Origin of the sequence: Xenophilus azovorans DSM 13620 (assembly GCF_000745855.1) — a bacterium.
GTDB lineage: Bacteria > Pseudomonadota > Gammaproteobacteria > Burkholderiales > Burkholderiaceae_C > Xenophilus > Xenophilus azovorans.
Genome location: NZ_JQKD01000005.1, coordinates 266,034 through 291,255, shown reverse-complemented (window position 1 = coordinate 291,255; position 25,222 = coordinate 266,034). Strand labels below are relative to the sequence as shown.

General features: G+C 62.1%; 25 protein-coding genes and 2 pseudogenes. 14 read left to right on the top strand and 13 right to left on the bottom strand.

The annotated features are described in order from the left end of the window. Positions 1 to 90 precede the first annotated feature (90 nt). The 5 genes and pseudogenes from Q392_RS04230 (at position 91) to Q392_RS04215 (ending at position 3,590) form a co-directional block, all read left to right on the top strand. A complete protein-coding gene (locus tag Q392_RS04230) occupies positions 91 to 621 on the top strand; it encodes a helix-turn-helix domain-containing protein (RefSeq protein ID WP_038201686.1) in 531 nt (176 codons plus the stop codon). Beyond that, the gene (locus Q392_RS04225) at positions 618 to 1,319 is read left to right on the top strand and encodes an IS3 family transposase (RefSeq protein WP_051952877.1); all 702 of its coding nucleotides are present in this window, start codon (positions 618 to 620) and stop codon (positions 1,317 to 1,319) included. The genes Q392_RS04230 and Q392_RS04225 overlap by 4 nt, the downstream gene beginning before the upstream one ends. After that, positions 1,258 to 2,634: an IS30 family transposase gene (locus tag Q392_RS31730; protein ID WP_084216809.1), complete on the top strand. Its 1,377-nt coding sequence runs from the start codon at positions 1,258 to 1,260 to the stop codon at positions 2,632 to 2,634. Before Q392_RS04225 ends, Q392_RS31730 begins: the two co-directional genes overlap by 62 nt. After that, a pseudogene (locus Q392_RS04220) lies at positions 2,612 to 2,920 on the top strand (IS3 family transposase); the annotation flags it as partial. The gene Q392_RS31730 and the pseudogene Q392_RS04220, both read left to right, overlap by 23 nt. 58 nt (positions 2,921 to 2,978) lie before the next feature. After that, the gene (locus Q392_RS04215; RefSeq protein WP_051952873.1) at positions 2,979 to 3,590 is read left to right on the top strand and encodes a LysR substrate-binding domain-containing protein; all 612 of its coding nucleotides are present in this window, start codon (positions 2,979 to 2,981) and stop codon (positions 3,588 to 3,590) included. A 13-nt stretch (positions 3,591 to 3,603) separates the two neighbouring features. Here Q392_RS04215 and Q392_RS34155 read toward each other — a convergent pair whose 3' ends face one another. The 3 genes from Q392_RS34155 to Q392_RS04205 form a co-directional block, all read right to left on the bottom strand. Then, positions 3,604 to 3,861: a homogentisate 1,2-dioxygenase gene (locus Q392_RS34155; protein WP_157007752.1), complete on the bottom strand. Its 258-nt coding sequence runs from the start codon at positions 3,859 to 3,861 to the stop codon at positions 3,604 to 3,606. A gap of 92 nt (positions 3,862 to 3,953) precedes the next feature. Beyond that, positions 3,954 to 4,943, bottom strand: a complete 990-nt coding sequence (locus Q392_RS04210; RefSeq protein ID WP_038201683.1) for a tripartite tricarboxylate transporter substrate binding protein — start codon at positions 4,941 to 4,943, stop codon at positions 3,954 to 3,956. A gap of 45 nt (positions 4,944 to 4,988) precedes the next feature. Further along, positions 4,989 to 6,605: an FAD-dependent oxidoreductase gene (locus Q392_RS04205; protein WP_038201680.1), complete on the bottom strand. Its 1,617-nt coding sequence runs from the start codon at positions 6,603 to 6,605 to the stop codon at positions 4,989 to 4,991. 92 nt (positions 6,606 to 6,697) lie between these two features. Here Q392_RS04205 and Q392_RS04200 point away from each other — a divergent pair, with 92 nt between their 5' ends. The 3 genes from Q392_RS04200 to Q392_RS04190 all read left to right on the top strand — a co-directional run bounded on the left by Q392_RS04200 (position 6,698) and on the right by Q392_RS04190 (position 9,525). After that, complete coding sequence (locus tag Q392_RS04200; RefSeq protein WP_038201676.1) at positions 6,698 to 7,588, top strand: LysR family transcriptional regulator; 891 nt, start codon at positions 6,698 to 6,700, stop codon at positions 7,586 to 7,588. A 1,212-nt stretch (positions 7,589 to 8,800) separates the two neighbouring features. Beyond that, entirely contained in the window at positions 8,801 to 9,244 is a 444-nt protein-coding gene (locus tag Q392_RS04195) for a hypothetical protein (RefSeq protein WP_038201674.1), read from the top strand. Continuing rightward, positions 9,241 to 9,525: a DUF2798 domain-containing protein gene (locus tag Q392_RS04190; RefSeq protein ID WP_038201673.1), complete on the top strand. Its 285-nt coding sequence runs from the start codon at positions 9,241 to 9,243 to the stop codon at positions 9,523 to 9,525. Before Q392_RS04195 ends, Q392_RS04190 begins: the two co-directional genes overlap by 4 nt. An 89-nt stretch (positions 9,526 to 9,614) precedes the next feature. Here Q392_RS04190 and Q392_RS04185 read toward each other — a convergent pair whose 3' ends face one another. Further along, a complete protein-coding gene (locus Q392_RS04185; protein ID WP_038201670.1) occupies positions 9,615 to 10,916 on the bottom strand; it encodes a citrate synthase in 1,302 nt (433 codons plus the stop codon). A gap of 110 nt (positions 10,917 to 11,026) precedes the next feature. On the opposite strand from Q392_RS04185, the gene Q392_RS04180 reads away from it, so the two are divergent. Genes Q392_RS04180 through Q392_RS04170 form a run of 3 tightly spaced genes read left to right on the top strand, consistent with a single transcriptional unit; the run spans position 11,027 to position 13,747 of the window. Continuing rightward, positions 11,027 to 12,169 carry an aromatic ring-hydroxylating oxygenase subunit alpha gene (locus Q392_RS04180; protein ID WP_038201668.1) on the top strand — a complete coding sequence of 381 codons (1,143 nt, stop codon included), beginning with the start codon at positions 11,027 to 11,029 and terminating at the stop codon, positions 12,167 to 12,169. A gap of 15 nt (positions 12,170 to 12,184) precedes the next feature. Further along, positions 12,185 to 12,523 carry a non-heme iron oxygenase ferredoxin subunit gene (locus tag Q392_RS04175; RefSeq protein ID WP_245610635.1) on the top strand — a complete coding sequence of 113 codons (339 nt, stop codon included), beginning with the start codon at positions 12,185 to 12,187 and terminating at the stop codon, positions 12,521 to 12,523. A 21-nt stretch (positions 12,524 to 12,544) separates the two neighbouring features. Continuing rightward, the gene (locus Q392_RS04170) at positions 12,545 to 13,747 is read left to right on the top strand and encodes an NAD(P)/FAD-dependent oxidoreductase (RefSeq protein ID WP_038201664.1); all 1,203 of its coding nucleotides are present in this window, start codon (positions 12,545 to 12,547) and stop codon (positions 13,745 to 13,747) included. Between the two features lie 373 nt (positions 13,748 to 14,120). Here the strand turns inward: Q392_RS04170 and Q392_RS04165 are convergent, their stop codons facing one another. The 4 genes from Q392_RS04165 to Q392_RS04150 are packed head-to-tail and all read right to left on the bottom strand — an operon-like array spanning position 14,121 to position 17,470. After that, positions 14,121 to 14,726 (bottom strand): isochorismatase family protein, encoded by a 606-nt coding sequence (locus Q392_RS04165; RefSeq protein WP_038201663.1) that lies wholly within the window; start codon positions 14,724 to 14,726, stop codon positions 14,121 to 14,123. A gap of 53 nt (positions 14,727 to 14,779) precedes the next feature. Next, positions 14,780 to 15,604: a pirin family protein gene (locus tag Q392_RS04160; protein WP_038201661.1), complete on the bottom strand. Its 825-nt coding sequence runs from the start codon at positions 15,602 to 15,604 to the stop codon at positions 14,780 to 14,782. Positions 15,605 to 15,624: 20 nt separating this feature from the next. Continuing rightward, on the bottom strand, positions 15,625 to 16,695 hold the full coding sequence (locus Q392_RS04155) for an alkene reductase (RefSeq protein ID WP_038201659.1): 1,071 nt from the start codon (positions 16,693 to 16,695) through the stop codon (positions 15,625 to 15,627). Positions 16,696 to 16,738: 43 nt separating this feature from the next. Then, on the bottom strand, positions 16,739 to 17,470 hold the full coding sequence (locus Q392_RS04150) for an SDR family NAD(P)-dependent oxidoreductase (protein ID WP_038201656.1): 732 nt from the start codon (positions 17,468 to 17,470) through the stop codon (positions 16,739 to 16,741). A 102-nt stretch (positions 17,471 to 17,572) separates the two neighbouring features. On the opposite strand from Q392_RS04150, the pseudogene Q392_RS04145 reads away from it, so the two are divergent. The 3 genes and pseudogenes from Q392_RS04145 to istB form a co-directional block, all read left to right on the top strand. After that, positions 17,573 to 17,875, top strand: a pseudogene (locus Q392_RS04145) (LysR family transcriptional regulator); the annotation flags it as partial. A 107-nt stretch (positions 17,876 to 17,982) separates the two neighbouring features. Continuing rightward, on the top strand, positions 17,983 to 19,509 hold the full coding sequence (istA, locus tag Q392_RS04140; protein ID WP_038201649.1) for an IS21 family transposase: 1,527 nt from the start codon (positions 17,983 to 17,985) through the stop codon (positions 19,507 to 19,509). Then, positions 19,499 to 20,302, top strand: a complete 804-nt coding sequence (gene istB, locus Q392_RS04135) for an IS21-like element ISThsp10 family helper ATPase IstB (RefSeq protein ID WP_038201646.1) — start codon at positions 19,499 to 19,501, stop codon at positions 20,300 to 20,302. Before istA ends, istB begins: the two co-directional genes overlap by 11 nt. Before the next feature lie 122 nt (positions 20,303 to 20,424). On the opposite strand, the gene Q392_RS31725 is transcribed toward istB, so the two are convergent. The 5 genes from Q392_RS31725 to Q392_RS31715 all read right to left on the bottom strand — a co-directional run bounded on the left by Q392_RS31725 (position 20,425) and on the right by Q392_RS31715 (position 24,963). Further along, on the bottom strand, positions 20,425 to 20,775 hold the full coding sequence (locus Q392_RS31725) for a non-heme iron oxygenase ferredoxin subunit (RefSeq protein WP_084216805.1): 351 nt from the start codon (positions 20,773 to 20,775) through the stop codon (positions 20,425 to 20,427). A 1,299-nt stretch (positions 20,776 to 22,074) separates the two neighbouring features. Further along, entirely contained in the window at positions 22,075 to 22,464 is a 390-nt protein-coding gene (locus tag Q392_RS32655) for a hypothetical protein (RefSeq protein ID WP_157007748.1), read from the bottom strand. After that, positions 22,461 to 22,925 carry a bacteriohemerythrin gene (locus tag Q392_RS31720; protein ID WP_084216803.1) on the bottom strand — a complete coding sequence of 155 codons (465 nt, stop codon included), beginning with the start codon at positions 22,923 to 22,925 and terminating at the stop codon, positions 22,461 to 22,463. Before Q392_RS31720 ends, Q392_RS32655 begins: the two co-directional genes overlap by 4 nt. 98 nt (positions 22,926 to 23,023) lie before the next feature. Further along, positions 23,024 to 23,557 (bottom strand): 3-phenylpropionate/cinnamic acid dioxygenase subunit beta, encoded by a 534-nt coding sequence (locus Q392_RS04130; RefSeq protein WP_211260198.1) that lies wholly within the window; start codon positions 23,555 to 23,557, stop codon positions 23,024 to 23,026. 38 nt (positions 23,558 to 23,595) lie between these two features. After that, positions 23,596 to 24,963, bottom strand: a complete 1,368-nt coding sequence (locus Q392_RS31715) for an aromatic ring-hydroxylating dioxygenase subunit alpha (RefSeq protein ID WP_084216801.1) — start codon at positions 24,961 to 24,963, stop codon at positions 23,596 to 23,598. Positions 24,964 to 25,222: the final 259 nt, after the last annotated feature.

The following is a 25,222-nucleotide window of genomic DNA, read 5'->3' as shown; positions in this document are numbered from 1 at the left end:
GCCTGGCGAGGGTTGCTGTTCGGTAGTGTCCACGTGTCCACCAAGAGTTTGATCTGACCCCCGAAACCTGGACGAACTCGAGGGTTCGAAGTGACCAGGTACACAGAGAAGCAGAAGCTTGCGGCCGTCTTGGCCTACAGGAAGGGCGTCGGCGGCTTGCGTGCCACCGCCAGCGCGCACGACGTCGGCGTTGATTCGCTGAGGGCGTGGATCGCCGCATACGAGGCCAACGGAAAAGCTGGTCTGGTGGCGAAGAGGCGCGCCATCTACGATCTCGACTTCAAGCTCGAGGTCCTGCGCCGGATGCAGGATGAGGGGCTGTCATGCAGGCAGGTTGCGGCTCTCTTCAATATCCGGCGCCTCGACCTGGTGGCGGAGTGGAACCGGCTGTACGTCGCTCATGGGGCGGCGGCCTTGCAGCCTGGCTGGAAGTGGGAACAGAAGAGGATGAGCAAGCCGCCGAACAGGCGCGATGACCGCGAGGCGGTGGCGAACGACCAACGCAGCCGCGAGGCGTTGCTACGCGATCTCCAGCAACTGCGCGCGGAGAATGCTTACCTAAAAAAAGTGCAGGCCTTGGCTCGAACCAAGTCGCGCTCGGCGCCCGTGAAAGGACGTTGATCGTGCTCGAGTTGAGGCCGAACTTTCCTCTCGGCGATCTGCTGCGCGCCGCTGAACTGGCGCGCAGCAGCTTCTACTACCAGCTGAAGGCTCTCGGCACAGGTGACAGGCACTGCGACCTGAAGGCGAAGATCCGCGAGATCTTCAACCGTCACAAGGGTCGGTATGGCTATCGCCGGGTCACCGCTGAACTGCGCCAGCAAGGGCTCGTCGTCAACCACAAGACAGTCCAGAAGCTGATGGTCGAGATGCAGCTGAAGTCGCTGGTTCGCCCCAAACGCTACAAGGCCTATGAAGGCGCGGCTTCCGAGACGGCGCCGGACCGCCTGGAGCGCGACTTCACAGCGGATGAGCCCAACCAGAAGTGGGTGACCGACGTGACCGAGTTCAAGGTCAACAACCAGAAGCTGTACCTGTCGCCGGTGATGGACCTCTACAACCGGGAGATCGTGTCGTACGAGATTGCAGAACGTCCGCTCCCGATCATGATCAAGAACATGCTGTCCAAGGCGTTCATCCGGCTCGCTTCCGGCCAGCGACCGATTCTGCATTCGGACCAAGGATGGCAAGGCGGATTCAACCGGTCGTCGCAACACCTTCAACCAGGAGGTGTTTATGGGACGACCCGCAGGATGGATGAAGCAATTGACAGGGAGAGACGCAATGCGCTGTCCGGGTGCGCCTTCGCTTCGACGTGAGATCGAGCGGCAATTCTGGAAGCAAATCGCGACCGGGATCACGAGCGAGAAGGCCGCGGAGGCCGTAGGTGTCTCCCAGCCGGCTGGTGGCCGCTGGTTCCGTCATCGTGGCGGCATGCCATTGTTTCTTTCAAACCCCATATCTGGACGGTATCTTTCATTCGCCGAGCGAGAAGAGATCGCTCTTCTGCGAGCCCAAGACGTTGGGGTAAGGGAGATTGCTCGCGTCATAGGGAGAAGTCCCTCGACAGTCTCACGAGAATTGGCCCGCAATGCTGCCACGCGCAGTGGGAAGCTCGAATATCGGGCGTCGGTCGCACAGTGGAAGTCCGAGTTGGTCGCCAGAAGGCCCAAGCCGGCCAAGCTCGTGAAGGACCAGCGTCTGCTCCAATATGTCCAAGACCGCTTGGAGGGCAAGATCCGTGATGCTCAAGGGCGCGAGATTGCGGGGCCTCGGCAAGCTCCATTTATCGGGCGTAACAAGCCCCATCGTGGTGACCGCAAGTGGGTCAATGGCTGGTCGCCGGAGCAGATTGCAAACCGGCTGCGGGTCGATTTCCCGGATGATCCTTCCATGCGCATCTCACACGAAGCCATCTACCAAGCGCTCTATATCCAGGGTCGAGGCGCCCTCAAGCGCGAGCTGGTCACCTACCTGCGCACAGGGCGTGCCTTGCGCACGCCACGGGCCAGGTCCCAGGCCAAAGCGTGGGCACATGTCAGTGAAGATGTGATGATCTCCAGCCGCCCTGCTGAGATAGAAGATCGTGCTATCCCTGGTCACTGGGAGGGGGACCTGATCATCGGCCTGGACAGGTCGGCCATTGGCACGCTGGTGGAACGGTCAAGCCGTTTCACCATGCTCGTGCACCTGCCGCGCGAGGAAGGCTATGGACTGACTCCTCGAACAAAGAATGGTCCTGCGCTGGCGGGTTACGGAGCCGTGACCATGGCCAACGCGCTCAAGAGAACAGTGACGAAGCTGCCTACCCAGCTATGGCAGTCATTGACTTGGGATCGTGGCAAGGAGCTGTCCGACCATGCACGGTTCACTATCGAATCGGGGGTGAAAGTCTTCTTCGCCGATCCTCGCAGTCCATGGCAGCGCGGTACGAACGAGAACACAAACGGGTTGCTGCGCCAGTACTTCCCCAAGGGCACCGACCTGTCTCGGTGGAGTGAGCAAGACATTCAAGCCGTGGCACTGACCTTGAACAACAGACCTCGCAAAACGTTGGGCTGGAAGACGCCGGCTGAAGCGCTGAATGACTACCTAAAATCGGCTGATCAACCCGGTGTTGCATCGACCGGTTGAATCCGCCCAATACCGCATGCCCGCATACCGTCAACGCCTGCTTCAGAGCGGGGTCGTCCAGAGCATGTCGCGCAAGGGCAATTGCTATGACAACGCAGCCATGGAAAGCTTCTTCGGAACGCTGAAGTGCGAGATGTTCCATCTCAACAAGTTCGACACGACCGAGGCGTTGAAAGACGCCCTTCACGACTACATTCGCTACTACAACGTGGATCGCATCAAGCTCGGGCTCGGCGGCCTGAGCCCAGTGGCGTACAGGATGCAGGACGCCGCGGCGCCTGCATGAGACCATAACTGTCCAAGGTTCGGGGGTCGGTTCAAGTTCTGGTGGACACGAGCATCCTTTGCTCCTATCGCGCTTTCAAGATGACTTCACCGGACGCTTACTGCCGTCGGTCATCAAAAGACTCGCCATCGAAGCGCCGGAGGTCAAAATTCGCACGGTCTTCAAACCCTTGGACGAAACGGTGCACGGACTCGCGGAAGGACAGATTGACCTGGCACTGGGGTTCCTGCCGTCACTTGAATCCAGCATCCACAAGCGCACGTTGCTCAAGCAGAACTACGTGTGCGTGATGCGCAAGGGCCACCCTCTAGCGAGCCGTCCACTGGGGGCGTCACAACTGCTGGATTACGATCACCTACTGGTCGAAACCTCCGGTAGCGGACACCTTGCGCTGGAACGAGCATTAGTGGATATGGGTGCCCGTCGGCGTATAAAGCTACGCATCCCGCAGTACCTCTCCGCGCCGCACTTTTTGATCGATTCAGACCTGTTATGGATGGCACCGGCCATCCTTGCGGAGACATTGGCCAAGCATTTCCCCTTGAAGATAGTGCGCCTGCCCATACAGTTGCCAGACTTTGAAGTTGCTCTTTATTGGCACGAACGCTTCCACAGGGAGCCTGCCAACCAGTGGCTACGGACTTTTATCGCCGGAGAGGTGCACAAGTGATCCAGGCAATGTATTAGTGCGGGCGACGGAGGATGACGCATTGCCCGCCATCGTCGACATGCCTTGGCTGAAGTCCGTGAGCGGTGGTCAGCGGCAGCGGATACCAGCGCAATTGGTTTGGCACGGGGCCCGCACCGCCACGACGGAACCACCTGCCACTGTGCATGTGGACGAAAGGCCAATGCATCATCGATGGACGGATGCGGCATAGCCGGGAGCGACGGTTGGCGCGACGGGCTGCGGTGATTGGCGTACAGCCCGTGTGGCGCACGTCATTGTCGTGCGAGAAGTGAACCTAACTTCCTCGGAAGACAATGACGGGAAAGCCGCTTGCGCTGCTACCTCGCGTGCTTTACGCCCTGGTCACTCAGCGCGCGCGCCCGTGTCCTTGATGACCTTGGACCACCGCACCATGTCTTCCTGCATAAGTGCTTTCAGGGCGGCTGGGTTCGACGGGGCGGGTTCGAGGCCTTGTGCCTCCAGTGCAGCCTTGACATTGGGATCGCGCAGCGCCCGGCCCACCGATTCCTCGATCTTCGCCACGACATCGGCCGGCGTGCCAGCCGGCGCGACCAAGCCGATCCAGACCTCGCTTCGGAAACCATTGAAGCCGGCACTGGCCACGGTCGGGACGTTCGGCAGGTAGGACAAGGGCTGCTCACCTGCAACCGCGAGCGCGCGCAAGGCACCGGTCTTGATGTGCGGAAGCACCGAATTCGCGACGCCAAAAAGAACCTGGATCTGCCCGCCGATCAGATCCGTCACCACGGGCTGTGCCCCCCGGTACGGAACATGCACCATGTCAATGCCGGCCACGCTCTTGAAGAGTTCGCCCGTCAGATGGTGCGGGGTTCCGACGCCAGCGGAACCATAGGAAAGCTTGCCTGGCTGGGACTTCGCCAGGGCGATCAATTCCTGGGTGGACTTGGCTGCCACGCCCGGGTGGACGACCAGGACGAAGGGCACCCGGCCCAACTGGGTGATGGGAACGAATTCCTTGACGGGATCGTAGCCGGCACGTCCGTCCGGATAGAGAAACGGGTTGGTGACGAAATTGTTGGCGACGACAAGCAAGGTGTAGCCATCCGCCGCCGCCCTCGCCGCCTGCTTCGTGCCGACATTCCCACCAGCGCCCGGCCGGTTGTCGACAATGACCGGCTGCTTCCAGTATTCGCCGAGTTTCTGACCCACCGCGCGGGCCAGCGCGTCGTTGCTGCCACCGGGAGTGAACGGCACGACGAGCGTGACGGGCTTGTTGGGATAGCCATTGGCGTGCGATGAAAACGCGATGCAGGAGCCGAGGATAGCGGTCGCCAGCGTCTTGAACGCGCGGCCGAGCATTTCAGTGTTCATATTCTTGATGTCTCCATGTAAGTTTTGGGGGGCGAACGAAGCAATCTATACCGCGCCACGGACCGTATCGACCACGGCGCCCGGGGCCTCAGCCCGGCTGCCGCGCCATGCCACGTGGCCATCGGGCCGAACCAGGACAAGCGGCACCTCGTACGCCGTCGCCACATCAGCCTGCTCGATGTGCTCGGTCCTGAAGGGCACGTCCTTGGCGGCGAAGGCCCTGGCGAAGGCGTCCGTCTCTGCCTGCAGGCGCTTGTCGAAACACATGAGCACGAAGTCGCGGCCGAACAAGTCGAGCGTCGAGCGTCCATCCTCGAGCCAGACATGGGGCGCGCGCGAGCCAGGACGCGTTGTCGGGACGTACGTCGAGTAGTCGTCCGGCGTAGGCGGCGTTCCATCCGGCACGCAGATAGGAGATTTTTCGTAGCGATGCCCGATCTGCAGGCCCAGCGACTCCCACTCCACGCGGGTGGATTCGCGCAGCCGCTTGCCGAGGTCCTCGCGCACCTTCTCGCCCTCGGGAGTCAGGTCGCAGACCGCCGCCGGGCTGGGCGTGTCCTGCCACGCCCTGAAGTTCTGCGTGGAGAACCCGATGTTGCGCTGCGCGACGGGCTGGCGCTCGGCCTCGTAGCTGCGCAGCAGGGTCGGGCCGCCCCAGCCGTTGAGGAGCCCCTCGAGCTTCCAGCCGATGTCCAGCACCTCCTGCGCGCCGGTGTTCATGCCCATGCCACCGGTCGGAGACATGGTGTGGGCGGAATCGCCCACGAGCGCGACGCGGCCCTCGCAGTAGCGATCGGCGAGCATCTCGCTACGGCGCCACGGGATGGCCGAATCGACCACGAACTCCACGTCGTCGCGCCCGATAGCGCGCCGGACCCAAGCGGCGGGATCGAAGTTCTTGAGATCCATCTTCTCTTCCGATCCGAGCACCGTCAGGCGCCAGATATCGTTCCCGTCGACGACCGTCAGATTGCCCCAGGTTCCCTCCGGCCCTACGAAGAGGTAGCGCTCGGCCGGCCCCATCTTGTGCTTGTGCACCAGCCCCGGCGCGCGGATCAGGACGTTCACCGAGTAGCTGAGCAGCCGGCCCTCCATCCTGATGCCGACCTGTTCCCGGACTTGGCTGGTAGCGCCATCGCAGCCGAGCAGGTAGTCCGCGCGGATGGGGACGGGCTTGCCCGTGTTCAGGTCGGTGACGACCGCCGTGACGCCTTGGTCGTCCTGCTGCAGCGAAACGAAGCGGTGCTTGAAGAGCAGTTTGGCCTTCCGTTCGGCGCGTGCCGCATCGGTGAGGATGGGCTGCAGCCACAGCTGCGGGCAGCGCTGCTTCTTCTCGGGTGTCTCGGGCGGCGTCGGCGCCTCGCGCATGCTCGGGTAGTTCTCGCGATCGAGCATCAGCCCGTTGAGCGACGTGCAGAACACCATCGAAAGGTCATAGTCGTCCGGGAATCCGCATTCGCGCACGCGCTGCGCCAGCCCCCAGCGCCGGAACAGCTCCATCGTGCGCACTGCGATCAGGCCGGTGCGCGGATGCTCGATCGTGCCGTCGCCCTCATCCACGAGGATCGACTCGATCCCCCTCCAGCCCAGTTCGATGGCCATCGACAGGCCGATCGGCCCCCCGCCCACAATCAGCACGGGCGTCTTGATCTCTGTCCCCATGGGGTCTCATCCTTTCTCGTTTGGTTGGGGAGATGATCACGGGCGCGCTCATCGTTGTCCAATCGATATTGGAGAGAAATAGAATTCAGATCATGAATATAAAGACGTTCGACTTGAACTTGCTGCGGGTCTTCGCCGCCATCTATGCCGAGCGCAATGTGTCGCGGGCCGCGAGTGCGGCGGGCCTGTCGCAGCCCGCCATGAGCAACGCGCTGCTGCGGCTGCGCAAGGCCTGCTCCGATGCGCTGTTCGTGCGGACCACCGGCGGGATGGAGCCCACGGCCCTGGCCGATGAACTCATCGGCCCGGTCCGCCAGGCGCTGGCGATCCTTCAGCAGTCGTTGGAGAGACCGCACGGCTTCGAGCCGAGGGAGTCGGAGCGGACGTTCAGGATCCTCCTGTCCGACGCGGGGGAGGGCATCGTCCTGCCGCGGCTGATCTCGGCGGTGCTGCGGGAGGCGCCGCGCGTTCGCATCGAGGCGCTACGGCGGCCCAACGACCAGTACCAGCAGCTGCTACAGAGCGGCGAGGCGGATCTCGCGATCGGCAACCTCGCGTTTCTGAAGTCGGGCTTCTACCAGCAACGCCTGTTCGGCGATCCCTACTGCTGCCTGGCGCGCAAGCGGCATCCGTCCATAGGCCCCGACTTCTCGCTGCAGGCGTTCCTGCAGGCCCAGCACGTCGCGGTGGCCACGGGCAACGCGGACGACCTAGTGGAGCGCGCGCTCTCGAAGATGCGCGCCAAGCGCGACGTCATCTTGCGCGTGACCCACTACCACATCGCGGCGGATGTCGTCGAGCGCTCCAACCTGGTCGTCACCGTGCCCCGCAACGCTGCGCGCAACGCCCGGGGCGTGCAGATCCTGCCAGTGCCGCTGAGGATTCCCGCAGCGGACGTGCGCCAGTTCTGGCACCGGCGGGCGCACAAGGATCCGGCCAACCAATGGCTGCGTGGCACGCTCGCCAAGCTCGCGTTTGACTAGGCCTCATAACCGGGCTTCAGGTGCGACGGGGCAAGCGCCCGGATGCGGGCCGCCACCAAGGGGTCTGCGCTCGACGGCTTGTGCTTCTTCCCGAACTCGAGCGCGATGGTTCGCTTGATCGATGGCCCAGGCGACCATGGCGCCGTCCTTGACCTCCTCGCTCCTCGCCATGCGCAGCATGCATGGTCCACGCCGACCCGCGCAGCTCGACATCCTTCATCAAGGGCAAGGTTTCGACCTCGATGGCGGTGTTCAGCGCGACGGCCTTCTGCCGCGCCAGGAGGTCCAATGCCGAGCGCAGCCCGTTGGAAATGCCTTGGAGGTGTTTGAAGGCGATGGTTCGTCCACGATGATTCGGCAAAGGTTGCCTAGTCAGGCAGGTATCCAGCCAGCCCATGATGTCGTCCCCATGCCAGGCCGAGGCACCGTACCATTGACAATGGACAAGGCCATATCCAGCTCCCCGCAGCCGGTTGCTGGGCGACGATGCGCTGGCGGACCAACTGGGCCCCGTCAACGAACTGGCGCCCCTGACGAGGTGCTTGCCCACGCCCTCGCACCAGCGACGAGTTGGCCGCACAGCCCTCCGGGTCTGCGCATCCCGAAGCGGCGCCTCAGGGAAGACACGCAGGCGAACTTTGATGAAGCATGCCGCGCGGGCATCTGGTTCCAGTTCGAATGCGACGCGAGCGGGGAGCCGCGGGCACATGCGAAGCTTCATCGACCGGCGCGCCCACGCGGCTTGACTCTCCTCAGTTGCGCCACGCTCGCTCATCGATCAGCTCGCGGGTGAGCGGTCCCAGATCCGCGTGGGAGCACGGTCCCGAGCGCGGCATGTCCAGTTCAAGCATCCTTGAACTTCCACGGCGTGCACCGAAGAAGTAGTCGGTCGTGCACTGCCTACTCGCCTTGCCCTGGGGTGTCCCCGCGCGAGTTCGTGCTCGCTGCACGGGGTTCGCTTGATGCCCAGCCGTTGAGCCATCGTATTGCGGATGCCCGACCATCGCGAACCACGATTGCACGGCATGCGCGCACACTGAGCTCGTGCTTTGACCCCCATCAGAAGAGTAGCGAATTCGTTCCTCGATTCCTGCGGCATCTCGTTTTGCTTGTTGACACCTTCCCATCCGACGGGTAACTTTGGTTTGTAACCTAACAATATTGCTGCCATGGCGCCGCAGCGCAACGAACCAACCCGATGAAGGAGGACTCATGCAGACGAAGGACGAACCCGACGCCGAGCGTCAGATGCGGCGCAGTACAGACAAGTCCTTCGTGCAGAACCCACAAGCGGCAGAGGCAGCTTATTTCCTTGGCGCCCGGCGGGGGCACGGTCGGGAGTGCGCCACGTCGACCATGATGCCTCCCGTCTGGGATCGCGATACCGATCCACGCGACGCAGGCGATGTGGCCATCATCGGGTTCCGACGATGGAGCGCCAAAGCGGCGAAGGAGCGGGGCATGACCGCCGTCGGCACCCGCGCGCGGCGCGTGGCACGCGGCGCCCCGTCTTTCCGCCAGAAGCACACGCACACCAGGAACATGGACTGGCGTTCCATGGTCACCGGCTGGAGTGTGTGCCTCCACGGCAGTGCGGACCGAGCCATCCGCGGTCCGGACGGCATCGTAGGCGACACACCTCGGGCCTGCCCATGAAGAACGAGTGTCCTACTCCGACCGACCAGGCCCGCACGGTGTTTGGCTTCGCAAAGCTCCCCGCCGCCTACTCGGCGTTGGTGATGCCGCTGCTGCTATCGATCCTGATGACGTTCGTGGTGTCGGCCGTGTCGACGCTGCGCAGCATCGGTCTGGCACCCGGCTTCCTCTACATTTGGCTCAGCGCCTGGGCTCTGTCATGGATCATCGCCTTTCCGACGCTGCTCCTCGCGCTGCCGTTGGTGCGCAGGGTCACCGCAGCGCTGGTGATGCGGGACTGAACGCAGGGGGCACCTTCGCTCGCGCGCGCTGAGCCGTCGGCCAGTCTGGCCGGTTCCCACCTGGCGCTCTGCCGTGGCCGCGCGTTGCCTCACCGCGGAAGATGCTGACCCATGTACTTGGCGCGTGGCCTCAGCATGGCGCCGGTCAGGCGCTGTTCCATCGCATGGGCGATCCAGCCGCTGGTGCGTGCCAGGGTATGGAGCATTGCGCCGCTTCCATTGGGCAAACCCATCGCCTTGCACAGGATCACGAGACCAGCGAAGACATTCGGGTGCTGTCCGGCCTGCCGTGCACCGGCCACCAGCGCCTGCACCTTCGGCATGTCCGGTCCGTACGTGTCCAGGCTGCCTATGAGGTCGAGCAGTACCACCGAGCGCGGGTCCTCGCCGTCGTACAGGGGATGGCCGAAGCACGGCAGTTCGTTGCTCTTGAAGCCTGAGGCTGCGGCCAGCGGCAGGGCATCGTCCGGTTGCAGTCCGCTGGGCAGGGCATCGATGAGCGCCTCCACCTCCACGGCGCCCCCGACCTGCATCGACCCGGACTGGGTCAGCATCGCCGTCGCGACGCACGCATACAGATCTGCTCCCGTCGAGGCGCAGATCCGCGCGGCGAACGTCGGTGCCGACAACTCGTGCTCGGCGGACATCACGAGCGCTGCGTCGATGGCCCGCACGGCATCGGGCCGTTCGCCCAGACCAAGCCCGCGGGCGACGCAGTGCGCCACGAACTCGCCTTCGCCGGGCGGAGAGAACCTCGCCTTAGGGCCGAAGATGCCCGCGGTGCCGCTCAGCATCTGCAACAACCGCCGACAGGCCGCGAAACCGGCCGCCTGCATGTCGCCCTCGGCCTGCTCGAACGCCGACAGCGAGGTCGTCAGCATCGACAAGAGCTTGAGTGGCGTGACGTGCTCGGCCGAATGCAAGGCCAGCTTGACGAGGGATTCCGGCTGCCGGATGTCCTGCAAGGTAGGCCATGCGACATCCCGGGTGCGCGGCAGTCCCGTCCAGATGAGCTCGCTCGCGAACTCGAACGACCTGCCGTCGCGCACAAGGTCGCGCGCGAGCACCCCCCGGTAGCGCGGGCCGTGGGCGGTGATCTCGCTGATCCACGTCTGCGCGATCGGCTCCCCGTAGCGCAGGGAGTGCGAGACTTGTGGCCCGCCCGAGCGTGCGACGGCCCGGCTTCTGAGCTTTTCGACATCGGCTTTGCGGTAGAGCTTGGCCTTCACGCCCGGGCGCTGCATCGTTTTGATGAGCCCGCGGCTGACGTAGGTGTACAGCGTCTCGCGCCGCACTCCCAGGATCGACATGGCTTCGGCGCTGGCGACGTAGTCGACGTCGTTGATCTGGCGCTGAGGACGCGCGCTCTTTGAAGGGTCTTTCTGGGACATAGGGTTCTCTCGGCAAGATATATCGATTCTCACATCGATCTATACATAAATCAATGTATTGCATAGTATCCGTTGCGCACGATCAACGCGTTATTGAAAGGACGACCACGATGCAAGTAGCCGAACAACAGCTCCTGGACCTGCGCCCCAAGTTCAAGGACACCCGCAAGAAACTGCTCAGCGCACGGCACCTGCCAGGCGAGGTGTACAGCTCGCCCGAGATCTACGACATGGAGAAGCAGCAAATCTTCATGAAGTACTGGCTTTCCGTGGGGCGCGTCGAAGAGATCCCCAATGTCGGCGACTACTACACCTTCCAGGTGATGAAGGAGTCGATCGTCGTTTCACGCCCGGCGCCCGATCACATCGTCGCGTACATGAACCAGTGCCTGCATCGCGGAGTGGAAATCGCCGTCGGACGTGGCAATACCAAGGAGTTCAGCTGTCCCTACCACGCATGGCTCTACGACGTGAGCGGCAAGCTCGTCGTCGCGCCCGGAATGAAGGCCTCCGAGGTCGAGTTGAAGAACTGCAGCCTGCGGCAGTTGCAGGTCAAGATCTGGCGCGGCTGGATCTTCGTGAACTTCAGTGATGAGCCGATGTCCTTCGAAGAGTACATCGCACCCTTCGAGCAACCCTTGTGGTGGTTCCAGACCGACCATTGCAAGCTGGCCCAGAAGGTCGAAATCGACGTCAAGTGCAACTGGAAATTCCTGATCGAGAACCTCATCGACATCTACCACGTTGGCGTCATCCACAAGGACACCTTCGGCGGCTTCGTCAAGGGCGAGCAGGTTCGCTTCAACCTGCTGGAGAACGGTGGCTGGCATACCCAATACGAAGCCCGCCCGCACTCGAAGTCCGGCGCCCAAGTCTTCCCCACGTTGCCCTGGGCGCAAGACAAACCGAGCGGTATTGCCTGCAAGGGGGGCATTTATCCCAACCTGAACCTGTCGATGCGCGCCGACAGCGTGCGCATGTGGCATATCTGGCCCATCTCGCCGACGGAAACCAGAGTCATCTGCTACCTGCTGTTCCCCGAAGCCGCCTTCTCGATTCCCAACTACGACGCGGAAATGGAAAAGTACATCGGCTTCGTGCGCCAGATCATTGCCGAGGACGCGGTCATGGTGGAGGGCATGCAGAACACCGCGGGCTCGAAATTCTTCAAGCCAGGGCCCATGTCGCCGCTGGAGGAAGCGCTGTACCACATGGAGAACCACTACATCGACGCGATGACGTCGCAAGCATAGGACAGCAGCACAAGCATGGCAGCAGGAGACACGATGGACGATGGATGGATCAAGGTGGGCAACCTCGCCGATGTTGAAGAAGACGACACGCATTCGGTAGAGATCGACGGCAAGCGCGTGTGCATCTACAACCTCGGGGGTGAAGTCTTCGCCACCGACGGCACGTGCACACATGGAGATGCGGACCTGTCGCTGGGCATGGTGGTCGACTCCTGCCTCATTGAATGCCCCCTGCACGAGGGAACGTTCGACATCAGAAGCGGTCGCGCGGTGGGCGCCCCCTGCACGGAGGCGCTGCGCTGCCATCCGGTCAAGGTCGAGCAGGGCTTCATCTTCTTGCGGCCCGTGAGTTGAGCATTGGTACAGGAGCCAGCAATGGATGTCGTCATCATCGGAGCCGGCCAGGCTGGTGCTTGGGTCACTCGGTCACTGCGGGAGAGCGGGCATGGGGGAAACATCACCCTGCTCGGCCGCGAGGCCCATGCGCCTTACGAGCGCCCCGCGTTGTCCAAAGGCGTTCTCAGCGGTGCGCAGGAGCACCCTCCCGTCCTCCTGACATCGCAGCAGAGCGACGCCCTGCGCGTGGACTTCCGACCGAGCACGGAGGTCGTTGCAATCCATCGCGGCGATCACGAAGTCAGGTGCTCGGACGGTTCGGTGGTCCGCTACGACAAGCTCGTATTGGCCACTGGGGGGCACCCCCGCCGGCTGTCATGCCCCGGAGCCGATCTGCCCAACGTGTATACCTTGCGCACCATCGAGGATTCCCGGGCCATCGCTCGAAAGCTGGTGCGCGGCAACCGGTTGCTGATCATCGGAGGCGGATGGATCGGACTAGAGATCGCTGCAACGGCGCGGGGGAAGCAGGTCGATGTCATGGTGCTGGAGGCAGGGCCCCGCCTTTGCGCGAGGTCGCTTCCGCCGCAGCTTTCAGATTTCCTCCTCGATAAGCACCGCAAGGAAGGCGTCGACGTTCGGCTATCGACGACAGTCACCTCGATCATGGTGGGTCGCCAACGTCCCCTGGTCGCGCACCTGCCTGACGAGGCACAAGAGTTCGATGCAGTGGTAGTCGGCATTGGGCTGGCGCTCGATACCCGCTTGGCCGAGGAATGCGGACTGATGGTTCAGGATGGCATCGTCGTAGACCAGGCGGGCCGCACGTCCGATCCCGACGTCTATGCCGTCGGAGACGTGGCCAATCAACACAGTTCCTGGGCGGGTTGCCGATTGCGCTTCGAGTCCTGGGCAAACGCTCAGAACCAAGCCATCGCCGTAGGCAAGGCGATCGCGGGCATGGACGTCCTCTATGACGAGCTTCCTTGGTTCTGGTCGGACCAGTACGACATGAACCTGCAGGTGCTTGGCGTTCCTTCAAACGATCTGGAGGGCATCCTGCGCGGGTCTGCCGAGGAAGGCGCGTTCTCTGTGTTCCAGATCTCGGATGACGGGCTGCGCAGCGTGATTTCCGTGAATGCCCCGCGGGACATCAAGGTCGCCAAGCGCTGGCTCAAACAAGGGACGTGCCCGTCGCCAGCCACCCTCGCCGACGGCACGGTACGCCTCGACAAGCTCTGACTGGACGGTGGCGGTCTCATTTCAATATATGCGAATGCAGGAAACCCGCAAGCGTGCTCGCACGGCCTTCGCGGGCAGTGGGGAAGAACGGCCAGCAGGTCTTGCATCGAATGGTGTGTTGGGTTGGCAACCGACAAGGCGTTGGAACAGACAGCTCGAACCTCACCCCGATCAGCACTGTAAGTGCCGCATGATCGACTGACGCGAGAATGGCCGACCGACGCCACAGCGCTGTCGGCGACTCCCCACAGTCGCCGCACTCTACGCTGTGAACCAGCGCCACGCCGTCAAGACAAACCCGCCTTATCCGTGGGCATCGTGGAAAGCTCGCTCCCAACCCTGCTGGCCGCGGTCAACGGGGACGCCTTCGGGATCAGGCGATGTTCGCGCCCAAGGCCGGGAAGACATCCGTGAATAACAAGGTGATCAGTTGCTGGCCGGCCGGGGTGGACCAGTCCTGCGCGATCTCCGCCATCAGCGTGTTGGTCGCAGTCAGCACCACGCCGGCGTCGTGCATGCGCTGGCGCGAGAACTCCTCGGAAAGATTGCTGGGCGATCCTGATGCATCCATCACGGCCTGGACGTTGAAGCCCTCCAGGGCAGCATCGATGGCCGGGAAAATCAGGCACACGTCGGTGGTCACACCCGCCATGATCAGGTTCTTGCGCCCGGTGGCGAGCACGGCACTGCGGAAATCGGCATAGGCCCATGCATTGACGACGCCGGGGCGCTTGACCCGCGCTGCGTGCGCCTCGGGCAGGATCTCGGCGATTTCAGGAAGGATCGGGCCTTGGGCACGCTCCTCCTGGCTGGACGTGATCACGACCGGCAGGTTCAGGATCTTCGCCATCTTGGCCAGTGCAATCGACTGCTTGGCGGCAAGTTCCCTGTCGATGTTCTTGATCAGTTGCATCGTGCCGACCTGGTGGTCGATCAGCAGCAAAGCCGAGTTCTCGGCGGCGAATCGTTCAACTTTCATGATGGTGCTCCGGGTTGTGATGGGGGCATGCCCCCGATGTGTGGCGCGGCCTTTTACAGCCTTCCCAACTCGCCACGTTGGTAAGCGGCAGTTGCCGCGATCAGGTCCTGTTGGCGTGCAAACGCCATCGGTCCGTTGGAAATCACAGGTTGGCCCAGCGGCTCACCGATGAACACGGCGATCTTGGCTCCGCCATCCTGGGCAATGAGCTTGTGCACCGCCGCCTCGGCCGCAGGCGGCAGGATCGGCGCACCGAGGTCGTCGAGGCCGAAGCGTTCGCCATCGAGTTCCGCGTGGCCGTTGATCGGCATGAAGAAGGCGCGCCGACCTGCGGGAACCGGCAGCGCCAGTTCGGCGCCGGCCTCCAGCGTGACGTCCAGCAGCGTCACCTCGGTCGGCGGCCTCAGCGGCGACTGCACGCCGTCGAAGCCGCCCAAAGGGACGCGGACGCGCACACCGGGGCGCTGCACCACGGGCACGTCCTGCGGGGCCAGCCTCAGCGCGAACGGCGCTGCGTTCTGCCGATCCCGCGGCAGGTTGACGAAAATCTGCAGCAGGTGCGTGGTGCTGCCCGTCACCGCCGGGTTCTCTTCATGGACGACCCCGCGACCGGCTGCGGTCCAATGCAGGCCGCCCGGCTGGATCAGCGTGCTGTCGCCCTGCGAATCGCGGTTGGCGATACCGGTCTCCGAGTCGAGGAACAGGTAAGTCACAGCGGAGAAGCCGGCGTGCGGATGCGGCGGGAACGTGGGCGCGCTCATCCACGCGTGGTCGATGCCCATGAAGGGATCGAGTTGCGAGGGGTCGGCACCATGCAGGCGGTACGCGCGGAACTGGATTCCCCGGTTGGCGCGCTGCATGCGGGCGATGGTGGTCATGGCATTCGGCCTTTCGTGGCTCAGGCGGCTTCCACCGCAGCCAGCGCCGGGTAGTCGATGTAGCCCTGGGCGGTGGGCGGCGCGAAGAAGGTGTTGCGGTCTGGGGCGTTGAGCGCAGCGCCAACGCGAAAGCGCTCCGGCAGGTCGGGGTTCGCCAGGAAGGCGCTGCCGAAGACAGTTGCGTCGGCCTTGCCTTCGGCCAGCGCGCTTTCGGCGCTGTCCTGGGTCAGGCCACCGCCCATCAGGTAGGCGCCGTCAAAGCGCGGGCGCAGCAGCGCGTGGAAGTCGAACTTCGCGCCGAAGAGCGCGACATGCAGATAGGCCAGACCCTGGCCACGTAAGTGGTCGACCAGATAGGCGTAGGTCTCTTGCGGCGTGGCGTCGGTGATGCTGTTGTAGTTCATCTCCGGTGAAATCTTGATGCCGACCCGGTCGGCACCGGCTTCGGCCACCATCGCGGCCAGCACCTCCAGAACGAAACGGGCACGGTTCTCGACTGGGCCGCCGTACTGGTCTTGCCTTTGATTGCTGCTCGAAGAGAGGAACTGTTCGGGCAGGTAGCCCGATGCACCATGCAGTTCGACACCGTCGAAGCCTGCAGCCATGGCGCGGCGGGTGGCTTGGCGATAGTCGTCAACGACATCGGCGATCTCGGCTACGCTCAGCTCGCGGGGCGTGACGAAATCGACCTGACCGGCTGTGGTCCAGGCTTGGCCCTCGGGCCGGATGGCCGAGGGAGCCACTGGCGTGGCGCCGCCCAGCAGCGAGGGGTGCGAAACGCGGCCGCAGTGCATCAACTGCATGAAGATGCGGCCACCGCGGGCGTGCACGGCCTCGGTCACTTTCTTCCAGGCCGCGACCTGGGCTTCGGTCTCGATACCAGGAGTGTGCACGTAGCCCTTGCCCATAGCGGATGGGAACACGCCCTCGGTGATGATGAGGCCGGCGCTGGCGCGCTGGGCGTAGTAGGTGACGGTCAGCTCGCTGGGGACGCCATCGCTGTCGGCGCGCGAGCGGGTCATCGGGGCCATCACAAGGCGGTTGGGCACTACGTAGCGGCCGATGCGAACGGGGGTGAGGAGTTGGCTCATGTGGTTTCCTGGGGATGAATGATGAAAAAGGAGGGAGGCCGCGTCAGACGCGCACTTGGCCACCATCGGCGGCGATGGTCTGGCCCGTGACGAAGGCCGAGTCCGGAGAACACAGGAACGAGACCACGCCCACCAAGTCCTGGGGCTCAATCACCCGAGGAATCGCTTGCTGCTGCGGCAGGTAGTCGAAGATGTCTTCGTTCGTGCCGCGCATCGACTTGGTGTTGGTCAGGCCCGGTGCGATGACGTTGGCGGTCACGCCGAAGGTGCCCACTTCGCTGGCCAGCGCGCGCGTGAACCCGATCACGCCGGCCTTGCTGGCGATGTAGGCCGTCATGTCAGGAGCGTTCAGCCAGAACGTGGTGCTCGCCACATTGACGATGCGGCCGCACTTGCGTTCGACCATGCCCGGCACGAAGGCCTTGGACATCAGGAAGGTGCCGTCGAGGTTCACGCCGATCACCTTGCGCCACAGCGCGTAGTCGGTCTCCGCGAAGGACCTCCAAGGGTAGATGCCGGCGTTGTTCACCAGGGCGGCCACGGGCGGCATGTTGGCGCTGACGTCAGCGGCGAACTGCAGCGTGGAAGTCTGCGAGGTCACGTCGACGATGGCGGAATAGAACTTGCGGCCGGCGGCCTCGACCAGGGCGCGGGTGGCGGCGGCATCGCCGACGTCGGCCACCGCAATATCGAAGCCATCAGCGGCGAGGCGCTGGGCATAGGCTTGGCCGATGCCGTTGGCGGCTCCGGTGACGACAGCAGTTCCTTTGGACATGCTCTTCTCCTGGTGTGATGCGATGGGCGTATCTTCAATTAAACCGATGAAGAGATAAATACGGCAGAATGGGATGCATTGATCCAAAAATGGCACAATAAGATGGAGTTGCTCAACGACATGGCATTGTTCGTCGATGTCGCCCAGGCCCGCAGCTTTCGCCGCGCGGCCGATGCCACCGGCGTACCCAGTTCGACGCTTTCCAGGCGGATCAGTGCCCTGGAGAAGGCCATCGGCCTGCGGCTGCTGCATCGCACGACACGCAAGGTCGAGCTGACCGAGGCGGGGCAGCTGTACTACGAGCGCTGCCGCCGCATCGTCGAGGAGGCGCGGCTCGCGCACGAACAGCTGGGAGAAATGCAGGCGCAGCCCAGCGGCACGCTGCGTGCTTCGCTACCGGTGGATGTTGATTTCCACGCAGAAGTGACCCACTAACCCCCAGGATTTCCATCTAAACCTGACCCACGTACTAACCCTAACCTGCTGCTTTGTTGAGCAGCAGGAGACCAGGAGTGATAGACGTGGCAACACTGAGTGTCATCAGGCGCTGGGCCCTGCGAGAGCAGTTGTCCATCCGAGAGATCGCCCGCCGCACGGGCCTCTCGCGCAACACCATCCGCAAGTACCTGCGCGCAGGCGAGGCCGAGCCGCACTATGCCAAGCGGGTCAGTCCATCCAAGCTCGATCCCTTCGCATCGAAGCTCTCGGGCTGGCTCAAGACGGAAGCTGGCCGATCCCGCAAGCAGCGGCGTACCGTCAAGCAGATGTACGCTGATCTGCAGGCCCTGGGCTATACCGGCTCCTACAACCGGGTTGCCGCCTTTGCCCGGCTGTGGCAAGAGCAGCGCGTGGTGGCCCAGCAGACCACCGGCCGCGGCACCTTCGTTCCCCTGGCCTTCGGCCCAGGTGAGGCCTTCCAGTTCGACTGGAGCGAGGACTGGGCGATGATCGCTGGAGAGCGCACCAAGCTGCAGGTGGCGCACTTCAAGCTCAGCTACAGCCGCGCGTTCCTCGTGCGGGCCTACCCGCTGCAAACCCATGAGATGCTGTTCGATGCGCACAACCGCGCCTTCGAGGTGCTCGGGGGCGTGCCCGCGCGTGGCATCTACGACAACATGCGCACCGCTGTAGACCGGGTGCGCCGTGGCAAGGAGCGCGACGTCAATGCGCGCGTTGCGGCCATGGTCAGCCACTTCCTGTTCGAGGCCGAGTTCTGCAATCCCGCGTCGGGCTGGGAGAAGGGCCAGGTGGAGAAGAACGTGCGCGACGCCCGCCATCGTCTGTGGCAGGTGGTGCCGCCATTCCCAGGCCTGACTGAGCTCAACGCCTGGCTTGAGGAGCGCTGCGTGGCCTTATGGAATGAGATCGAGCATGGCAAGTTGCCGGGCACCGTCGCGGATGTCTGGGCTCAAGAGAAGGCAACCTTGATGCCGATGCCTCGGCCCTTCGATGGCTTTGTGGAGCACACCAAGCGCGTCTCGCCCACCTGCTTGGTCCACTTCGAGCGCAACCGCTACAGCGTGCCGGCCCCGTATGCCAACCGGCCTGTAAGCCTGCGGGTCTACGCAGACCGCTTGGTGATTGCCGCCGAAGGCCAGATCGTGTGCGAGCACCAGCGCCTGATCGAGCGTAACCACCATGGTGCTGGGCTGACCGTCTACGACTGGCGCCACTACCTGGCGGTGCTGCAGCGCAAGCCCGGAGCCTTGCGCAATGGTGCTCCGTTCCTGGAGCTACCAGCGGCCTTCAAGCGACTGCAGGCCACCTTGCTCAAGCAACCCGGCGGCGACCGGGAGATGGTGGAGGTTCTGGCACTGGTGCTGCACCACGACGAGCAGGCGGTACTCACCGCAGTGGAGCTGGCACTGGAGTCAGGTGCTGCCAGCAAGACCCACATCCTGAACGTGCTCCATCGCCTGCTGGACGGCAAGCCCGCTCCAGCACCGGTCACTTCGCCCCAGGCCCTCAAGCTGGCGGTGGAACCCCAGGCCAATGTGCTTCGCTACGACCAATTGAGGGAGGTGCGCTATGCGTCATGACCCTGCCATCGCTTCCATCGTGATCATGTTGCGCGAGCTCAAGATGCACGGTATGGCCCAGGCGGTTGCGGAACTGGCTGAGCAAGGTGCACCGGCCTTCGATGCGGCACAGCCCATCCTGTCTCAACTGCTCAAGGCCGAGACCGCCGAGCGGGAGGTGCGCTCGGTAGCCTACCAATTGAAGGTGGCCAGATTCCCGGCGTACCGGGACCTGGCTGGGTTTGACTTCGGCCACAGCGAGGTGAACGAGGCACTGGTACGCCAGCTGCACCGGTGCGACTTCTTGGAGAACGCCAACAACGTGGTGCTGGTGGGTGGACCGGGTACGGGCAAGACCCACATCGCCACAGCCCTCGGGGTGCAAGCCATCGAGCACCATCACCGCAGGGTGCGGTTCTTCTCCACGGTGGAGCTGGTCAATGCGTTGGAGGAGGAGAAGGCCAACGGCAAGCCCGGACAGTTGGCCCACCGCCTGGCCTATGCCGATATGGTGATCCTGGATGAGCTGGGCTACCTGCCGTTCAGTACGTCAGGAGGCGCCTTGCTGTTCCACCTGCTGTCCAAGCTGTACGAGCGCACCAGCGTCGTGATCACCACCAACCTGAGCTTCAGCGAATGGGCCAGTGTGTTCGGGGATGCGAAGATGACTACGGCATTGCTGGACCGGCTTACGCATCACTGCCATATTCTGGAAACCGGTAACGACAGCTATCGATTCAAGAACAGCTCTGCACAGCAACCACCACAGACCACCAAGAAGGAGAAGACAGCCAAGAACTTATCCACAACGTGAGCGTGAAGTTCACAAACCAGGGTGGGTCAGATCGAGATGGAAATGGTGGGTTAGGTTTGCGTGGAAATCAACACCCGTGCCGCCATCGATTCGAATTTCAACCTTAGTCATTGCGGCCAGCGTCAAACGTCGGCGAACAGTTCGTCGCCGTCGCGTACAACTGCGTAGGTCCGCAAAGGCTTTTCACAGGGGAAGCTCGTGGCTTCGCCTGTTTTGACGTTGAAACATCCGCCGTGAATGGGACACTCCACAGTCTCACCCTCGAAATAGCCGTCAGTCAACAGCGCGATGTTGTGCGTGCAGACATTGCTGGTCGCGTAAAAGCTCCCATCAACATTGAACACCGCCAGAGGCGGAGCGTCCGTTGCATCTATCCGTAGCATTTGCCCAGGTGCAACTTCGCTTGCTTTACAGAGCCTAACCTTGCATACCATTGAGACGTCTCCAATCCTTATTAGCTTTTCAAGGGTCATGAAGCTCAGACAGGCTTGTCTTTCGAGCTCCCAACTCCGTGCTCTGGCTCTCGACGACTGAGGAGCCAGCCATGCCAGAAAACAGAATTCAGTTTCAACCCGGGGCGTGGTTGCCCGAGTTCTTCTCCAGCGACGGCGCTGGCCTGATCGGTCACGTCGTAACCTCGGTGCCTACGCCGTAGCATCAAATTCGAGGTATGGCGAAAGTTCATGAACAATCAGATGAGGTGAAGCAAGCAGAGGTGAGCAACCAGTCCTCGCGGGACATCCCTTTTTTGCAAGGGTCGTGCCAATCCACAACAGGCAGTAGTCACCGCAAAATGGCGGGTTTCCCCTGAGGCTGAGGTTCCCAAAACTTGAAAAATGTGCAGGCTCTTCTTCGCGATTTGCGCAATTCACGCATTCCGCGCTGCGTCCCACAGGCATGCCACCAGCGTCTCAATTGCGGTTGCGACATGAGCTCGCGGCCAAGTCGTTTTGAAGCCATCGTGACTTCAAGCCGGTTCGAGCACGATCAATAGGTCTTTCGCCTGAACGCGGTCACTTGGTCGGGCAAGCGCGCTCTCAATCGCACAGTCCTTGTCATCCGTCAGGGGCTTCTAGAGAGGCCAGTAGGTCTCCCGCAGCCACCGGTTGTCCCGCCCTGACCGAGGCCGACACGATGGCCTCCGGCATGGAAGCGGGCACGTGCAACGAGTTGCCCTGCTCAGTGACTATTAGCCTTGTATTGGCCTTGCCGGAGGCATGTGCTGTGAGCCTGTTCCCGAAAATCCCATACGACCGGTGCCCCGGCGCAGATGTCGCTCTCGAAGGGATGCGCCGCACGCCTTCCCCGTGCATCAAGATTTCGTGCGGCGGCTCCAATGACACGCGGGACTCAAGTTCGGTATCAGCCAACTCTGCAAGAATGCTGGACGGGTAGGCTGCGAGGTGAGTGAGGCAGTTCAACGCATTCAACGCCTCGTCCACGGCGCCACCGAACTTAAGCCATCACACCTTGTAGGCCATATGCGGATGCGGCTTGGACTTGCGCCTCGGTCGAGGTTGGGATCGATGTTTGACAGGCCGATGGGTGTTGGCCACTAACATCTCGAGGGCCCTGTCCAACAAAGCCGCCAAGCATCCGAGATCCAGCACGACGCGGGGCAGCACACGCTGCAGCAGCTGTGCCGCATAGGAGCGATTGCCCACGCGCTGGCGGCCCGCCAGATCGGCCTTCTCGCCAGCGCCTCGGCACAGCACGAGCCCATGTTGTCGGCAAGCTCCTTGGCCGCCACATCCACCAGCAAGGCGGCTGAGTCAGGCCAGAAACCGACCGCAGCTTGGCGCGGTGCTTGAGCCGTTTAAACCCCTCCTCAATGCGCTAGCGCTGGTGGTACTGCTCCGCGAACCACCAGCGCGGGAAGCCTTCGGCGGGCAGGTTGGTGGCGCCCACCTGCACCCGCCCCTGGGACAGACCAGGCGCACCTGCGGAGCTTGCCCCGAGCATTCGTAGGCCAGCGCGTCCTGGCGGTCCGGCGCCTTCAGCGTCACCGTCGCATGGTCCTTGCCGCTGCTGAGCAAGGCACGCATGGCCACCCAATTGGCCTTGTCGCAGCGCATGCTGTAGCGGATGCCACGCTCGTTCAGCAGCGCCACCAGCCAGCCGGCCGGATACCCAAAGGAAACTGGGCAATCGAGGATCTTCAAGCTTTCGCCTGTTTTCGCTTCAGCACAACGGGCGTACCCGAAAACTGCCTTTGGACGAGCCAGTTGGCCAGTGCTGAATCCATGTAGTCAACATGCCCTGGAAACCAGTCCCTCAACGCTTTTGACAACTCTCTTCCAATGGCAATGTTGCCGCCAGCCACAAGAGCCTGGACCTCAATTACCGAGGAAAGAACTTTCTCATGTTCTTCTACATGGCAATCCCGATGCGGAAATTCACCTGAATCCATCCACTTCTTCTCATCGGAAAAATGCTCTTCTGCATGTTTCCTGAACGCCTCTAGTGCGGAAGGGAATTGAAGATCATCCGCGACCAAGAGCGCGTCTACCAAGGCGACAAAATCTTGATGAGTAACATCCATCGACTTGTAGCCCACCAAATATCGGTCATCCCAAGCAAAACCTGCCTCGCCAACATGGTCCGAATCCTCACTGCATTTCATTTGATCGTTCTCGGTCTTCTCTGCGCAGCCTCCAGCAAACGGCAACTGCGGTCGCAATTTGCACAGCCGCCTTGCTTCAATCAGGAGTTGGTCTCAGATCACAGGTACATGTTGAGATTCTTGCTCATCAGCAAGTTCTGCTTGAGCAGAATCAGCCGTCGGGCGAGCTTCAGTCCTTGCGGCGTGCGTCGCCACAGGTCGACGCGGTTGCCGATCAGGGTATCCTGGTCGCACTCGTTGCGGCTTCGGTAGACCAAGAAGGCGGAATACACACGGTACTCATCGTCATTAGAGGTGAGTTCCACTTCAACATTCGAGATTAAGTGGGTGAAGCGCGTCGCCGGGTCTTCAGACCACGCGGTCCCGGTAGCGAGCCGGCCCAGTCGCTTCTTGATATCCTCTCGACTGTCGTTGTACAAAGCCGCTCGATTGAGATCGCCGATCTGGTCGGTTTTGTCGGCTCGGTAGCGCGTCTCGATGCTGGGCATGTGATAGTGGAGGTCATCGGCAAGCATCGCCACCCAGTCGTCGTAACGCTCGCCATCCAGCATGCGGGCCTCACGATAAAGTGCTTGTTGAAGCTCGTTGACCAAGGCGACCGAAGCTGCGGATGCACCAAACTGTTCTTGCATTACATTGCTCATTGTCATTCTCCGACTGATTTATTGGGTCACAGACTTTTCAGGCCGTTGTGCAGATCGCGAGTTTCATGCCCTTGAAGCCGATTGCCCCCTCTGTCCGGAACGTCTGCCCAGCTACTGGCGTTCATCAGATCTGCCCAACGACGATAGAAGCCACGCTGGTTGGCATCGTTGAACTGACCTCGGTATACGATGCCCGGAAGTTCCGGGTGGGTCACTTGGCGACCGATCCCGCAGCGGTAATGCAAAGGTTCATTGCGGGTCACGTATCCGCGGTTGGCCGCCGTGCAGCCTTCCCAGTTTTCGCCATCGTCCATTTCGAAAACGCCACCCGGCCCGAATGTCTGCATTACGCCGACAGTAATCTCCCTCTTGATTTCATCGGGCATGTTGCGGTTGACGATGACCCATGTGCGCAGTTCGGTTTCGAACGGACTTCTTGGTATCCAAGTACGAAAGGTGGAAATGCCGGGCAGGTAGGAAACGTTCGGGAAGACCGTGGCAGAAGCCACTGAACCGAAGATGGTTTTACGCAGTTCACCAAGCCTCTTTTCGATACGCGGCTTCAGTACGGACAAGTAGTACTCTGTGACTTTCGGGCGACCGAGCAACATAATGTCGCCCAAGCCATCGAGCCCGAACTCGTGGCCAGAACCGTTCGCACTAGCATGGAACGTATTCTCATAGTCGATCGGCGGAAAGGCTTGGCCGTTGTTCATCGCCTTGCAAGCTGAATCATGTGCCCAGGTGGCGTGATAAGCATCCCCAATGAAATTCTCAGCACCGAATTTCCAGTTGGTGGGGATGACGGACTTGATGCACCCGCCGATCAACTCAGTGCCACCCTCATCGTTGTCGAGAATAATATCGAGATACCAGCGATAGTCTCCCAGGAAGTCTTCGAGGCTCGGTGCATTCGGATCGAAGGTGGCAAAGACCAGGCCCTTGTAGCTGCTCACCGTGGCTTGTTTCAGCCCCGCTTGGCTCTTGTCGATGTCGCCCGGGCTGTAGCAGACTTCCTCGTTCATGCCCATGAGGCTGCCGGCTGTATCGAATGCCCAGCCATGGTAATTGCACACAAAGCGTTTGGCGTTGCCGGCGTCGACGAAGGACACTCGATTGCCGCGATGCGTGCAGGAATTGAGGAATACCTTGATCGAGTTATCCCGATGCCGACTTACTATCACCGCATCCTTACCCATCTGGGTGGTGAGGAAGTCGCCGACGTTGGGAAGCTGGCTTTCATGTGCAACGAACAACCAGGCACGAGCAAAGATTTGGCGCATTTCTGCGTCAAAGATCTCTTGGTCATGAAAGATGCGTCGTGAGACCCAGCCTTCTTCGAGATCCATGAAGGCACTGTAGTTTTGTTGCGAGTTCGGATTTTCCAGTTTCATTGTCAATCTCCTCTTGGTGTTTCCTGAATAGTCATGAACCTCAGCCATCCCTCGAATCGGATGCTCCCGCGTGGAGCGCCGAGGTTGCAGTTCGAAGGCTGGAGCGGCCGTTGAATCGGTATGCGAAGGCGCCGAGGTAGTGCCTCGCGGGAGATCCCTTTTTTGCAAGGCCCATGCCAAGCCACAGCAGGCAGCAATCACCGCAAAATCGCGGGTTTTCCCTGTGGCTATGGCTCTCAAAACTTGAAAAATGTGCGCG